Annotated in this window: 17 protein-coding genes; 16 read left to right on the forward strand and 1 reads right to left on the reverse strand. The window is 53.9% G+C overall.

The genetic code is table 11. From position 1 onward, the window contains the following. Positions 1 to 565 precede the first annotated feature (565 nt). Positions 566 to 1,486 (reverse strand): helix-turn-helix transcriptional regulator, encoded by a 921-nt coding sequence (locus tag PHC90_12540; GenBank protein ID MDD3847169.1) that lies wholly within the window; start codon positions 1,484 to 1,486, stop codon positions 566 to 568. 350 nt (positions 1,487 to 1,836) lie between these two features. On the opposite strand from PHC90_12540, the gene PHC90_12545 reads away from it, so the two are divergent. The 16 genes from PHC90_12545 to PHC90_12620 form a co-directional block, all read left to right on the forward strand. Further along, positions 1,837 to 2,280, forward strand: a complete 444-nt coding sequence (locus PHC90_12545) for a hypothetical protein (protein MDD3847170.1) — start codon at positions 1,837 to 1,839, stop codon at positions 2,278 to 2,280. 7 nt (positions 2,281 to 2,287) lie between these two features. Then, complete coding sequence (locus PHC90_12550; protein MDD3847171.1) at positions 2,288 to 2,617, forward strand: hypothetical protein; 330 nt, start codon at positions 2,288 to 2,290, stop codon at positions 2,615 to 2,617. Positions 2,618 to 2,910: 293 nt separating this feature from the next. Continuing rightward, complete coding sequence (locus PHC90_12555; protein ID MDD3847172.1) at positions 2,911 to 4,848, forward strand: transposase; 1,938 nt, start codon at positions 2,911 to 2,913, stop codon at positions 4,846 to 4,848. A gap of 66 nt (positions 4,849 to 4,914) precedes the next feature. Continuing rightward, positions 4,915 to 5,595, forward strand: a complete 681-nt coding sequence (locus PHC90_12560; GenBank protein ID MDD3847173.1) for an AAA family ATPase — start codon at positions 4,915 to 4,917, stop codon at positions 5,593 to 5,595. Continuing rightward, positions 5,595 to 6,095 (forward strand): hypothetical protein, encoded by a 501-nt coding sequence (locus PHC90_12565; protein MDD3847174.1) that lies wholly within the window; start codon positions 5,595 to 5,597, stop codon positions 6,093 to 6,095. Before PHC90_12560 ends, PHC90_12565 begins: the two co-directional genes overlap by 1 nt. Continuing rightward, positions 6,085 to 6,399, forward strand: coding sequence for a helix-turn-helix domain-containing protein (locus PHC90_12570; protein ID MDD3847175.1), 315 nt, complete (start codon positions 6,085 to 6,087; stop codon positions 6,397 to 6,399). Before PHC90_12565 ends, PHC90_12570 begins: the two co-directional genes overlap by 11 nt. Before the next feature lie 6 nt (positions 6,400 to 6,405). Further along, the gene (locus tag PHC90_12575; protein ID MDD3847176.1) at positions 6,406 to 7,101 is read left to right on the forward strand and encodes a regulatory protein GemA; all 696 of its coding nucleotides are present in this window, start codon (positions 6,406 to 6,408) and stop codon (positions 7,099 to 7,101) included. Between the two features lie 294 nt (positions 7,102 to 7,395). Next, positions 7,396 to 7,929 (forward strand): hypothetical protein, encoded by a 534-nt coding sequence (locus tag PHC90_12580; protein MDD3847177.1) that lies wholly within the window; start codon positions 7,396 to 7,398, stop codon positions 7,927 to 7,929. A gap of 99 nt (positions 7,930 to 8,028) precedes the next feature. Next, on the forward strand, positions 8,029 to 8,724 hold the full coding sequence (locus PHC90_12585) for a sigma-70 family RNA polymerase sigma factor (GenBank protein MDD3847178.1): 696 nt from the start codon (positions 8,029 to 8,031) through the stop codon (positions 8,722 to 8,724). Further along, positions 8,721 to 9,179: a regulatory protein GemA gene (locus PHC90_12590; GenBank protein MDD3847179.1), complete on the forward strand. Its 459-nt coding sequence runs from the start codon at positions 8,721 to 8,723 to the stop codon at positions 9,177 to 9,179. The genes PHC90_12585 and PHC90_12590 overlap by 4 nt, the downstream gene beginning before the upstream one ends. Before the next feature lie 2 nt (positions 9,180 to 9,181). Continuing rightward, entirely contained in the window at positions 9,182 to 9,463 is a 282-nt protein-coding gene (locus PHC90_12595; GenBank protein MDD3847180.1) for a Mor transcription activator family protein, read from the forward strand. 1 nt (position 9,464) lies between these two features. Continuing rightward, positions 9,465 to 9,707 (forward strand): hypothetical protein, encoded by a 243-nt coding sequence (locus PHC90_12600; GenBank protein ID MDD3847181.1) that lies wholly within the window; start codon positions 9,465 to 9,467, stop codon positions 9,705 to 9,707. A 53-nt stretch (positions 9,708 to 9,760) separates the two neighbouring features. Then, entirely contained in the window at positions 9,761 to 11,950 is a 2,190-nt protein-coding gene (locus PHC90_12605; protein ID MDD3847182.1) for a hypothetical protein, read from the forward strand. Positions 11,951 to 12,064: 114 nt separating this feature from the next. Then, the gene (locus tag PHC90_12610) at positions 12,065 to 12,367 is read left to right on the forward strand and encodes a Mor transcription activator family protein (protein MDD3847183.1); all 303 of its coding nucleotides are present in this window, start codon (positions 12,065 to 12,067) and stop codon (positions 12,365 to 12,367) included. A 54-nt stretch (positions 12,368 to 12,421) separates the two neighbouring features. After that, positions 12,422 to 12,922 carry a hypothetical protein gene (locus PHC90_12615; GenBank protein ID MDD3847184.1) on the forward strand — a complete coding sequence of 167 codons (501 nt, stop codon included), beginning with the start codon at positions 12,422 to 12,424 and terminating at the stop codon, positions 12,920 to 12,922. A 160-nt stretch (positions 12,923 to 13,082) separates the two neighbouring features. After that, a partial coding sequence (locus PHC90_12620; protein ID MDD3847185.1) for a hypothetical protein occupies positions 13,083 to 14,649 on the forward strand: 1,567 nt, incomplete at its 3' end.

Below are 14,649 nucleotides of genomic sequence, written 5' to 3' on the forward strand. Positions count from 1 at the left end.
AAATTGTGGCCATGCAGCTCCTCGCATTTGCCCTTATACCCAACAAGGCGGTGCGCGGCCGCAAATGAATCCTTCACGCAAAGTGTGAACATGCCATAATCTATCGTTTGGAGGGGGGAAAGTCAAGTTTATCTTATCCGGGGGTTTGAAAAATTTGTTACGGCCCTGAAAAAATGCGGGAAGACCTGAGATATCGCGGGACTATGTGGGATAGAGAGGTCATAGGGAGGTTTGGAAAATATTGTTGAAAAGTGGGGTTCGTTATCAGGGGGTTTGGAAAATTTGAAAGGGCGGACATTGAGGTTAAAGCGTTGATGGATGGTACTTTATGTCACATAGGGGCTTGTTATGTAGTGGTGGATTACCTAACAAATATAACCTAACATGAAATGTAACTACCTAACAAACTCAATAGTTGTGTAATAACGATAAGTTACAACCGTCCGGCACCAAGACGGATAAGGGTAGAAGGTTTTCATTACCTAACAGGGGGGGTCAGAAAGAATATTCGATTTTTGGCCCCAAAACGACCCGAAGAGGGGTCGGAAAATTTCACAAGCTTTGCTCAGGTCGGGAAGAAGACCGACGTCTTACCCTTTACCATCCTTCTTATGCAACCAAGATCTTCAGCAGCAAGTTGGACGTAGTGCATGTCTTTCGGTGAAAGCTTCGAGTGCCTATGGAGACTTGCCTCACGGATCCCCGGCTTTGCCTTCACGGTGGTGATGAGAGTCTCAAGGGCATTGTTATACTTTTCATTCCGGCGAATGCTTTCTCTGTACTCATCCTTCACCAGCCGATAGATCTCTTCCCGGGAGTTCGCGAGCTCAAAGCGCGACAGCAAACCTAATTCGTAATGATACTCCTTTATTGCATCATTAATATCGCCCGTTGCAGCGAGACGCTTGGCCCACCGAATGCGGGATAATGCATCTTCGCGTGCCCAGTCCTCATTATTATAGATAGTGGTTCCCTCGCCTCTGGGCGGCATCATGCTGAATAAGAAGGCTCGCACAGCTCCTACTTTAACATTATTCCCTTCCTTAAGGATCTCTACGAGGGCACGAAACATGTCATCGGCATGGATACTCGGGAAACGTTCCATTCTCTTCTTCTCATCATATAGATGATTTACATCCACACCAGTAAGAAGGGCATAAGTATACAGGCTCAGGGGTCCGTTTCTTTGCTCGATCACCTTGCATATCTCACCGATAACAGGAAAGACAGTATCATCGATCCGATCAAATTTCTCTCCTTCTCCCGTGCGTAGCCATCCGGGCAAAACATTAAAGGCGCGACTGATGCTTAATGTAAGTTGGTCCGAAGGAACATATTTCCCTTTTTCCAATTCCGAGACATAAGGTCTTGAGATTCCGAGTATCTCGGCGAATCTATCCTGCGTAAGATACAGGGAATCTCTGATATATCGAATCCGTTCACCAAATTGGGTTATGTCATATGGCCGACTTTTTTTTCTTGACATTCAGTAGGTCACCTACTATTATTAATCAGTTACCATGAAACCTAAAACAGGAAAAAAAATAAGATCTATGATGATTTTTAAGGAAATCACCGGCGGACAGCTCGCCCGAGAGATCGGAGTTTCAAGGGCCGCCCTCAATAGAGTCATTGATGGTAGCACCAAAAGCGCCAGACTGCGCAAGTTTATATCGCAAAAAGTCGGTTTCCCGATGAGCGTGTGGAATAGGATGGATCGGGAATTGAAGAGACGATGCAAACCTAAGGAGTTAAAACCTTGACGTATTCGGCTTTGTTTGCGGTAAACAAAATTGACCATGAAATTAGTGTAACAAATACCCAGGGGGCCATTCAATGACAAAACAAAAGAAAGTTTTGCACAACCCGCTATCTAACCAGGCACCTCTTTTCGATATACCCTCAATAGAAGGTTCTCTCGATATCAGTCTCGCCTTTAGAGGAGCCCTTTCCAGGGTCCTCAGCAAATGCCGGGATAGCAGATACCAGTTATCGGCCAAACTGAGCGAGCTCACCAAGCGGAATATCTCAAAAGACAGCCTGGACAAATATACGAGCAGCAATCTTGATTATGCTCTTCGTGCCGAGGATCTCCCGGCGACTATAGCTGTTACCGGTTCTTTGGAGCATATACAGGTCCTTCTCGACCCTGTGGGCTGTTCGGTTGTGACCCCCGAGGACAATAAATTGTTAAAACTTGCCCGACTCACTCAGCATAGGAATCACCTCAGTCTTGAGATAGCCAGGCTCGAAACAGAGCTGGGCGTTAAGGCGAGGTAAGTGACCCTTGAGAGAATGGCTCACAACCACACAACTGGGTAAACTACACGGGATCACCGGCGATGCCATCAAGCGAAGAATCTACGCAGGAAAATATCAACTTATAAAGAAAGATTCCAAGCCCGGCAAGGGGGGACGCAGAGGCTGGCTGATAAGCATTCACGATCCGGCAGTGCCGCAGGACGTAAGAGATCTATTCGAGCGACAGGCTGCCAAATTTTTCGGTTTGCCGGATATTGAGGATGTAAAACGCCTGGCCCATCTTCTCGAAGAGGAGATTATCCTCTTGCGGGAAAACAACGCTTTATTAAAATGGATCTCAAAGAGGCTGAAATGACGGAATGGCTTACCATTCAAAATTTGGCCGAGGTTCTCGACAAAAGCTATCCAGCAGTTCTCATGTCTGTTAGAAGAGGGCGTTATGCTGCGATTAAGAAACTTGAAACCCCTGTAAAGAGCCACGGCGGCAAGATGTGGCTCATTAATATAGACGACCCCGCAATTCCGGCAAGTGCCCGTCAAAAATACTATGATTCGCTCTCATCTCATTCATACCATCAGACAGAATACCGAGAAGCACCAACAGCACCGGCTTTGCCCTCCGGTGTGTTTCCCCCCGTTAAGGGACGGGTGGCAGCCAAGCTGCCCGTCCCTATTTTCACCTCATCCATGATCCCGGAGGATCTCAAGGCAATTGCTCTTGCCCGCCTTGACCTGGTCGGGGCCTGGCAGGATCACAGGCGGCTCTATGGTGGATCTCACGGTACCCGTTTGAAGGCGGATTCAGTATTCGAAGCGGCCTACAATATGGGCCTTCTTCTTCCAAATGTTTATCAGATAGTCGGTAAAGTCGATTTAAACACCGTTTACCGCTGGCACCGAACGCTCTCCGGGTCCAATGACTGGACCCTGCTTGTCCCGGATTGGAATTGTCTCGAAAGAAAGGAGCCCTCCCTCACCCCGATCGAGAAAGAGATCTTCTCGAAATGTCTCCTGAACCCTTCCCACATGTCCATCGGCGAGGCGACGAAGATAACGAAGGCTGCCCTGGTAAAGAGAAATATCCCTTCCCCCTCGGCACCGATCACCTTTCGAAGGTGGGCGAATTGGTTCCGTACCAGGAATTCCCATATCTGGACCCTCATGCGGGAAGGCGAGAAGGCCTTGAAGGACAAGGAGATCTTCTCGATGCGCCGCGATATCTCGAAGCTCAATGTGGGCGACGTCCTTGTAGCCGATGGCCACAGGCTCAACTTCCAGGTCATCAACCCCTACACGGGCAAACCCTGTCGGGCGACCCTCATCGGCTACCTGGACTGGAAGTCCTGGAACCTTGCGGGATACGAGATCATGATCGAGGAGAACACCCAGGCCATCGCATCAGCCCTGAGGAACTCCATCATCAACCTCGGCAAGATGCCCAGGGTCAGCTACCAGGATAACGGCAAAGCGTTTCGGGCACGGTTCTTCACGAAGGACGTGAGCTTCGAGGAATCAGGCCTCTCGGGCCTCTTTGGACGGCTCGGGATCTCGCCCGTTTTTTCCCGACCGTACAATGCCAGGGCTAAGGTGATTGAGAGGTGGTGGAAGGAATTTACCGGTAAATTCGAGCGCCTTCTTCCTTCCTTCACGGGCGCATCCATTGTCGACAAGCCTGCCTGGCTCCAACGTAATGAGAAGTTTCACCGGATCCATCACAACGACTACATCCCCACGATCCAGGAGGCCGTGGAGTTCATCAATGCCTGGATTCACGAATACCTTGAGATTCAGCCCTGTCCTCACGTCAAGGGCAAGACGATCGGCGAGGTCTTTAACGAGGGACGCGGTCCCGGCGTCGACGTGACCGAGCTTGACGAGCTCATGCTCGCGACGGAGGTCAAGACGATCCGCGCGAACGGGATCCGGTTCCTCGGGGCGGACTACTATGACGATGCCCTCTTCGGTCTTCGCGAGCAGGTCTTCGTGAAGTACTCCCTGAGCGACCTCTCTCATGTCAGGATCTATGACCGCCAGGGCCGCTTCCTGTGCAGGGCCGACAGGACGATAAGCACTCACCCTATGGCGGCACTCCTCGGGGCCGCGAAGGACGTCACAGAGGTAAAGCACCTCATCAGCAGACAGAGAAGCCTCGAAAAGGCCAGTCTCAGGGACGCGAAGGAACTCATGCCGAAGAAGCAGGAACTTCCGCCCTGGTCTGACATCATACCCCTCACACCGGGAACCATAGAGAAGCTCGAAGAGGTGACAGCGCCAGCGCTGGAGACCGGCGAGCGCCACATCCCGGATTACATGCTGAAGAGTACCCAGGTGAAGGATCCCGAGCCTGTCCCTGTGGTCCCGGAGAACGCTCAGGAGACAAAACCTGTCGAGCGGCCCATGTTCGACAGCCAAACCGAGCGTTACGAGTGGCACCGGAAGTACGGCTGTCAGAGCAAAGAGGACGAGGACTGGGTCGAGCGGTTCAAGACAACCCCCCTATACGAGAAAACCTTCGGATGGTTTGAAAAGCAGGCACAGGGACTCGTGCAGGACATGACCCGCTCCAGGTACGGAATGCACAGATAAGAAAAACCCCGTGACGGCGCGACCCGTCGACGGGGCTAAATCCAATGGACAAAGGGAGTATAGCCGATGAAAAAACTTTTTGCAAGCTGCTCGAACACGTCACGGTTCGTTTCTGCCATGGAACGTCTCCAGGAGAGGGAAGGCGACCTGCCGGGCATGGCCCTCGTCTTCGGGGAGCCCGGTCTCGGCAAGACGAAGACGGCGCTGTGGTGGGCTCTTCAGAACAACGGCGTGTTCGTGAGGACAAAGAAGCTCATGTCTGGCAGGTGGCTCCTTGAAGAGATCGTCGCCGAACTCGGAGAGTCCCCGGCGTACCGGACATCGGACCTCTTCAGGCAATGTGTTGAGCAACTCCTCACGCGTCCCAGGACGCTCTTCATTGATGAGGTCGATTACCTGGCCTACGACGCGCGGGTCCTGGAGACACTCCGGGACATCCATGACGTGGCCGGGACTCCGATGGTCTTCATCGGCATGGACAAGGCAGACAAAAAGCTTAACCGTTATCGCCACCTCTACGACAGGTTCATGGAGGTTGTCCGTTTTCAGCCATTGACGAGGGATGATGTGGCGTCCGTCGCGGAGCAGCTCTGCGAGGTGAGGCTTACCGGCGATGCGATCGATGTCATCTACGCGGATGCCGGGCGTTTTCGCCAGGTCATCAAGTGGTTTTATCGGGCCGAGGCCATTGCCCGGGCAAACAACTCGCCGGAGATCTCCGGCGCGGATCTCAACGGGAGGAAGTGATGTTGAGGACCGTGATGCGTGCCTGTCTTTCCTTCGGCGAGAGGTTGTATTCGCTGACGCAGGTAGCTGAGGCCACGGCCATGGAGAGGAAGGAGGCCCGGCACAGGCTCTGGAAGCTGGAGGCGGCGGGACTCATCACGCGCTTCCGCAGCCAGGAGATCCCCGCAGTCAGGGGACGGCCGCTTAAAGAGATCTACTACCGGAGTACAAGCCTTCTCGCAAAACGGTTCCACGAAGGGACCGAGCGTCCGGTCTCGAAGATGAATGGCTGGGACAGGATGTGGCAAGCGCTGCGAGCGCTCAGGCGCTTCACGCGCAGTGATCTTGCACAGATCTGCGGACAGGCTATGGGTAACGTTAGGTGCTTCACCAAGGCATATCGCCAGGCCGGGTATCTGCGCTGCCTGGGAGAATCAGGCTCGCGCAACGTCATGTGGATTCTGGTGAAGGATCCGGGACCGAAGCGGCCACCGTACAAAGGGGAAACCCATGTGGATTGACATCCTGAAAAGGGAAGTAAAGGCAAAGGGCCTGGCCCGCGTGGCCAGCGAACTCGGGGTGTCGAAATCCACGGTAAGCCTTGTCTGTAACGGCAAATACCCCGGAGGCACGGCGAGGATAGAGGAGCGGATCAGGAAGATATTCGGCATGAACGGGCACGTCGCCTGCCCGGTTCAGGGAGAGATCTCCCCGGCACATTGTGCCGATACGCGCAGGCGGGCGCAGGCGATAGGCATGAAGGCGAGCAACCCCGAGACCTTAAGACTCTACAGGGCGTGTCTCGGGTGTTCGGTAAGGGGGTAAACAGGCATGAGCGGCACAATGATGACCCACGAACAGGCGGAAACGATCACGGCCATACTGTCGGGCCTTACCCTGTCCGAGAAGCGCTACGGGCGGCTTTTTGTCCGCAACGGCATCGACCCGGACGGGGACTTCTCATCGGAAACCGTTACTTTCGAACAGGCAGCAGGCCTCATAGGTTCCCTGAACGAGGTCTATTTCGAGCTCGGGGGGAAGAAGATCACGAAAGATCAGATCAGGAAGATCCACGCCCTGGTAAGCGTCCTCGACTTTCCCGATGACGTCTACCGGCAGGGCCTCAGGGACCTATTCTGTGTCGAGACTTCGAAGGTTCTCACGTCCCGGCAGGCGAAGTACCTCTTGGATGTCCTGGAGATGGAGGGCATCACAAACGGCGTCTGGAGCAGGCGCGAGTACCGGGACAAATACAACGAGCTGAAACAGCGTCCCGGCATGGCGGTACCGGCACAGCTTCGCAAGATCGAGGCGACCTGGCACGGACTCTATCCCGAAAGCGACCAGGCGCTGCGTCAGAAGAGCCTCAGGAGCTTCCTGTTCAAGTTCTTCAAGGTGTCCGATCTGCGGTTCCTCGATCAAGAGACGGCGAACAAGGTCCTCTATGCCATGAGAAAGATGTCGGAGAGGAAAGAGGCCACCGCGAAAAACGCCCCTGAGACGCATTTAAGAGGCCAGGTCGGATGAATACGCACGCACCGGAAGAAAAAGCGAAATTAAACGAGTTTAAACAGGTCTCAAACGAAACGAGAGACGTAATCAACCAGGCAAAAAAGAGGCCCGCCGAGGATAGCCGTAAATACCAGGTGCGTTGCGATTCGTGTGCACGGTTGCTCGGCACCTTCCAGGCGGCCCTTGGTGAGATAAAGTGCCCGAGGTGTAAACACACACAGAAGATCCATATCGGAGGCGGGGTGCAAAAGCACAGGGCGGCATAGGAAACCGCCGCCAAAAGACAACCGAGAGATTAAGAGGCACACGATGCCCGGCGAGTTCGAAAAGAACCGCCGGGCATTTCAGTTTAAAGAGGAGAAAAGCACGATGGAAAACGAAAGACTGGAAGAGGCTTTAAACCAGTTGGATTCCGATACGTACGCACTAAAGAACCTCATCGAAACGTTTCGTCGCGCGGCGCTGTGGTCAAAGGAAAACCCGGATGCAGACGGTCTCGACTGGGTCCTCGCGATCGATACGCTGGAAGAAGCCGCGAACCGCATGGGGGCCAACACAAGCAATGTTTTCGGTTTAAGCATGCAGGATAAAAACAACCAGGCCCCGAAGAACACAGCAGCAGCAAAAGATGCCGTCGATCTCCTTCGAAAAGAAATATCCAAAGTCGGCGACCTGATAACGATCTTCTGTGCTGCCTCTATCCAGGATGCCGAAGGCAAGGCTCCACAACTTGATTGGCCCGCAGGATTCGAGGCACTTTCCGATATGGTGACCCGGATCGAGAGAGCAAACCAGGATGTGTGGAAAGTGTACTATCCGCAATATCGGCCCGCAAAGCCGTAGTGCAGAAACAAAAGGCCACTCACGGTGCCGCCGGGAATGGCCTTGAACCCAATAGATAAGCTTCGGTTGTGACAAATTTCTATCATAAAAGGAGCTTGAATGGAAGACCGTTATGATGGCACACCGGAAAGAGATCTACTAAGGATGTTTAGCAGGGAAATTACAAAGTTCAAAGTTTTGACGCGGGAAGAAGAGGCAGGTCTGTTACGCCGAATAAGGGAAGGCGAACCTGGAGCCCTTAATCGGCTCATAGAAGCAAATATTCGATTTGCCTTGAAAGCGGTGTTCCGATTTTGGATGCCGGGATTTCCTCTTATGGATATGGTTTCAGAGGCATGCCTCGGCCTCGTCGTCGCTGCAAAGACATTTAACCCTGCGGCAGGGTTTCGTTTCACAACGTATGCTGAGCAAGGCATACGGCAACGGGTAATTGCTGCAATGTGCAGTTCCAGGCGCCCCCTTGAAGAATCGCTTGACCGTCCCGCCCATCACAATGGAGACGGCCTCTATGGAGATAGTCCGACGATGAAAGACCTCCTCGTATCTGAGGATGATAGCCCGGAGGAAAGGGCGCAACAGACCGATATCAAAAGCTATCTCGCGCTGCTGAATAAGAGGGAACGCAAGATTATTATCCTGCGATTCTGGCACGATGCAAGTTTCGGCTATATCGGAAGCATGTTGAATGTTGGGGGCAAAAGGGCCGCGGAAATGAACGCGAGAGCCCTTATAAAATTAAGGTTTGCCATGAAAGGAATGGAGGTACCATGGCGGAAGGAAACAAGACAGAAATGAAGAAGGAATGGCTCTCTGTAATCCACGTTGCCGTTTCGCGGCTCAGGCTTGATGACGAGGAATACAGGGCCATTTTGAAGGGAAGATATGGCGTGCATTCAGCAAAGGATCTCACGCCCTCCCAGGGACAGGACTTGATAGACCATTTTAAGAGCCTTGGATTTGTGCCGATACGGCGAAACAAAGTCTGCAAACGTTGTCTGCCCCGGCCAAAGCGAGCCGCCATACCTGCGAATGTGATATATCCCGTGAGCCCGGCTCAGCTGGCTCAAATTAAACACCTCAAGAACGACATTAAATGGTGGACCGTTGATGGGTTCTCCGGATGGCTGAAGAGATATTTCAATATAACCAGGATACAAACGTCGACCGAGGCCAGCTCGGTCATCCACGCCCTGCTTCGCCTTTGGAGAAGCCAAAGCAGATGCAGGTGCAGCCTGATTAAGGAAAGTTGAGAATGGAAGAAGACAGGATACTGGCACGACTTACAGGCGACTTTAGAGCTTTTGCGGTTCTTGTGGGCGTTGAAACCGCATTGAAGACAGCAAAAGCTTTCGGCGGTCTCGCTCTTGCAGTACCCAAACTCGATTCCATCTACCGCGAAGAGAGAGATAAAGAGATACGGGATGCCTACGATCGGGGCGAACCGGTAAGAAGGCTGGCCAGGCGATACAATCTGACGGCCCGGAGGGTCTATAACATCTTGAAACGCGAAACCTATCCGGGCGAGGGGGTGTAAGGTGCCTCTTAATTTTTACAGGGACAGTGTCTACAGCGACCTGCTAAATAAGCCTGAATACAAGGACGTCCGCGAGATCTGGATGCCCGCGATAAAGGAGTTCATCGTTATGCCGGAGGCCACTTTTCGAGCAACGATCTTTGATTGCATTGATGAACTCGATGACGACGCCGCGAAAGGTCTGATCTTCATCCTCTTGCTGCTGTTGCGCCAGTCTGTTGGGGTTGCAGGTGACGGAAACTGATTCGCGACGAGGACTTTGTTCGGGAAGATCAAACCATAAGGAGGCAATACACCATGAAAACAGAACAAGAAACACCAGGGATGACGGTTCAGAGCAGGTCAAGCCCCGCCACTGACGTCAAAGCTGCCCTGTCCTTCTCGGAGATCCGCAAGGTCCTTTGCAGGGCTTTTACAGAGGCTTTCCCCGATTCAAGGGGGGACATGGTTGACCTTTTTGCGGATCATGTAGTTATCAGCGACGGTTCTGGATCCCTGTATGAGGTTCCGTACACAATTGATGACCAGGGGCAGGTTTCAACGGGGGACATGACAAAGGCACGCCGTCAAGTCGATTATGTCGCGATACAGTCCGCCTCACGGCTGACATCGGCCATTGAGGAGGGACCTCGGGAAGAGCAGGGTTTCAAATGGCGTGTCCAGATTGTTGAGGCAGGTCCGGATAGGCAGAATATCGCAAGCTATAATATTGGGGTCCTTCATGCCGCAGCGCCTATCTACGAAGGGGCCAAGGTTTTTGCCCTATCTCAAGGCCAGCACGCATCCCCGGACAATCCCTACGGCAAAAGCGTTCGGGATCTCGTCGGCTGGATCTCCAATGTCGACCCCAACGCGACAGGTCTCGAAGGCACCTTAAACATCCTGAAGAATGCGGCCTGGCTCAAAGATCTCATCCTTGACGCATGGCAAAGGGGTAAGCGGGATCTCGTCGGCCTGTCGCACGATGTAATTGCCCAGACGGTTTCAGGAAGGTCCAGCTCCGACCCAAAACAGGTGGAGCGAATCGTTCGGGTGGATTCCGTTGATGTTGTCTACGAGCCCATTGCTGGGGGCAGAATATTACGTATGGCCGCAGCCGCGCAGGCAGGCCAAAAGGAGGCTACGATGGATGAGCAAGACAAGAAACTCTTGGAGGAAGGAAGGATCGCCGCCGCTCGCACCATACTGGCGAGCGAACTGTCCGTAAGCGGCTTGCCGGATCTTACCCGGAATAAGATCGAAACCGAGTTTTCGGGCAGGGTCTTTACGGTCGAGGAACTGAGATCCGCGATCACCAGGGAAAAGGAATATCTGGACAAGATCACAGGATCGGGCATCGTGACCGGAGCTGGACACGTACGAGTGGCCAGCGAGGGACCTGAAAGGATCCAGGCCGCCATGGACAAGCTCTTCGGCGTGGAGTTGGGAGACAGTTTCAAGGAGATCCGCCCCTTCGCATCATTGAGGGCGGCCTACACCGAGATTACGGGCGACACAGAGGTCCGGGGGATGCCCTCGCGCGGCGCGGCCCAGCTCGGCCAGGCGTTCATGGAATACATGCGCCTGCCGGCAGCGTATGCCAGTTCGAGCTTCAGCTTCGCCCTGGGAAACACGATGTACCGCCGCATGGTTCAGGACTATAACGGTATCAACTTCGATGAGGGGTCTCTGATAAGCTTCAAGCGCAATGCGAAAGATTTCAGGACGATTGAGGCGGTCAGGGTGGGATACTTTGGCGACCTTCCCGACGTCGATCCCGAAACAGCCGACTATTCCGAAGCCGAGAACGTGACAGACGAAGAGGTGAGCTACACAGTCAACCAGAAAGGTATCATCTTGACCGTAACCCGCAAGACGATCATTAATGACGACATAAGGACGGTTCAGACCCTCGTGAGCCGCCTGGCAAGGGCGGCCAAAAGAACCCATGCAAGAAGGGGATGGGCGAAGATCATCGACAATGCCACCTATAAGGGAGACACCACGGCCCTGTTCCACAATGACCACAGCAACCTGGGTTCCACGGGCCTGACCAACGATGCCGCCGGGATCGCGGCATTGACGGCTCGTCTCACCGCCATGTTCAATCAGACCGAGAAGGACTCCGGTGAAATCCTGGCGCTGGAGGCTTACAAGCTGTGGGTGCCGAGAGTTCTTTACGAAATAGCAGTCGCCCTCAACAGCCCCTGGCCTCTTGCCGGAGCCATCAATCCCCACGCCGGCCGCTTTGGGTCCAATCATGAGCGGATCATCATCAACAAGCTTACCACGGACACCACCGACTGGGGCCTCATAGGCAACCCGGCCGAAGTGGAACTGATGGAAGTCGCATACCTTAACGGCCAGGAGCAACCTGAGCTGTTCGTTTCCGATAACCCCCTCGTCGGCCAGATGTTCGTTGCCGACAAGATCCAGTACAAGATGCGGCACGAGTACGAGTGGGAAATAGTTGACTATCGCGGTTTCGACAAGAGCGTGGTCGGCTAAGAGCTGAAGGACATGATCACCCCGGGTCTCTCGCGGGACCCGGGGATTCGGAGAAGAAAAAGAGGCGAACCACGTTCCATCGACACGACAATTTCAAAGGAGCGGAGGTGTCAAGTGCTTGAGTTGAAGCAAACCATCCCCGGAGTAATACGGGACAACATTTTAGTTGAGGATCTCCATCCGACTATCCGGATGATTGCTGATATCGTCGGGATTGATGGTGCGATCAAGATCTCCGCTGAATGCGGCGGAACGAACATCTACATTCCAAAGCTCGAAATCTCGCTTGCAAAAGCCCGCGCCCGCGCAATCGTCAAGGCATTCAACGGAAGTAATTATCTGGACCTGGCAAGGAAGTTCAAAGTATCGGATAGATACGTAAGGAGCGTTGTAGAAAGGGCTCGCAAGGGCCATTAGAATGGGCCTGGGCTCACAGGAAGGATCCTGCAATAATGACAGAGAGGAGGCGTAATGGGCGAAAAACAGTTTACGTATGAGATTAACGGTACAACGTACATTCAGAGGCCGCTTGTCCTGGGCCAGATAAAGCAGCTGTCCAATGTCCTCGAGAATATCTCGGTTTCCATGCTCACCGATGAAACGGCGATGGCAAAGCTGCTCGTCAACAACATAAGCCCGGTGATCGCCGTGGTGATTACGAAAGAAGGGGTCAGACTCCAGGATAAGGACATCGAGGCGTTCTCCGGGGAGATCGAGTTCGCGATCGACGCGGAGACGGTCACCCGGGTAGTGCAGGATTTTTTCGTCTGCAACCCCGTAGCATCGATTTACGAGAAGCTGTCGGGGATGGTGAAGTCGATACGGAAGGGGAAGGAGAAACAGGCGGAGACTGGATCGACAGGGCCTGCGTCCTCCTCGCCGGCGGAGACATCACAAAACGGGACGGGATCCTCTGGGGATACACCCCAAGGGAATGTGTCCCCTGGATCGAACACAGATCCCGGGACGTAATGTTCCGGGAGGCGGTCCTTGGCTTCTTCGGGGCCAGTGCCGAGAGCAAAACCTGCAGCCCGGCGCAGAAGGCGCGCTGCAAATTCGAATACGGCGAATTTGCCGAATGGACATGCAGCAAATGTGACCGTAATCCCAACAGGAAACAAGGGGGAACCTGATGCAAAACAAAGTTGAGATCATCATCACCTCTGACAGCAAGGGCGCGATAACCGGGATCACCCAGGCCGGCGAATCCGTCAAGGCGCTGCGAACGCAGATGACCGGCCTGCAGGGGTCCCTCGGCGACGTGGCCAAGGCCCTCGGGGCTTTCTACGGCATAAGAGAGGTAATACAGGGCGTCACCGCTGCTGTGCGCGAGTCTCTGCAGTTCCTGGGGCAGATGGAGACCTCGGCGCTGGGCATAGCAGCCGCCTACATGGTGGGCGGTCAATACATCGACCAGACAACGGGCAAGGCGCTCGAAGGGGAAAAGGCTCTCCAGGCAGCCCAGGGTGAGTCGAAGCAGATGCTCGAGGAACTGCAGGTCGCAAACCTGCAGACGATCGCAACCCTGGACCAGCTTGTCAGGGCATACCAGGAGACGCTTCCCGTCGCGATGGCCAAGGGCTTTGATAAACAGATGGCAAAGGATTTTACCGTCGCCATGGTCCAGGCCGCCGGCGCGATCGGGCTGTCACTTGATCAAATGGGTGAGGAAACACGCTCGATCTTGACCGGCAACATCAACCCCCGGATGTCCCGCATCGCCACGGTTCTCAAACTAAGCAATGAGGACATCAGGGCGGTTCAAGGAGACGCTCAGAAGCTCTTCGACTTCCTGATGCAAAAGCTCGATCCGTACAAGGCCGCCGGCATCGCGTCGCAGTCGACCTGGGCGGGACTCTGGAGCAACGTGAAGGACATCGCCCTGCAGGCGGGCGGAAAAGTGTTCGAGCCCCTCTTTGAAGCCGTCAAGCAGGAACTGAGCGACATCACGAGCAAGATCGTCACCATCGACGAAAAGACGAAGACGATCAAGTGGAATGATGAATTTCTATCGGGCATCCAGTCCGCAAGGGATTTTATTAATCAACTTATAGACGACGTAATCAGGCTTGGGATGCTTCTTGACAAGGTGGGGGGTACCATAACAAACCTGGGGACCAACCACCTGTTTTCTTCACCAGAAGGTACTCCGTCCTGGGCCAGGCTTCCACAAGACAAAGCTCTGCAATATGGCGGCAAACCTGTGGAATGGAATCAAATGTACGAGCAGCGGTACAAAGAAGGCGAACGTGCCCTTTATACCCGCCAGGTGGAACGGCAGGGGATGCTCAAAGCTGCATCCTCCGATAAACTTGACGCGCTTGCATATACGACTCCGGCCGGCGCGGGCCTTGTCGAGATGACGACCGAGTCGGGTCAAAAGCTCTATTTCGAGCGGAACAATAAAAAAGACAAACCAGCTAAAACAGACTACAAGCTTAACCCGACGAATACGAAGGGCGACAAAGGCGGCGAGAGCGCTCTCAACACCTGGCAAACCAAGATTCGTGACCTTGAAACGGATATGCAGAAGGCACTCTATCCGCACGACGAACTGGCGCGCAAGCTCGAAGACATCGGCAACAAGTACAACGACCTCGTCGCCCAAGCCAGGAAATACGCCAAGGAACACGGCGCAGGCTTTGACACCTCAAAGGTAGAAAAGTGGCGCCAGGTGATGGAGAAGGCTGCACGCGACG

Source organism: Syntrophorhabdaceae bacterium, from assembly GCA_028698615.1.
Taxonomy (GTDB): domain Bacteria; phylum Desulfobacterota; class Syntrophorhabdia; order Syntrophorhabdales; family Syntrophorhabdaceae; genus Delta-02.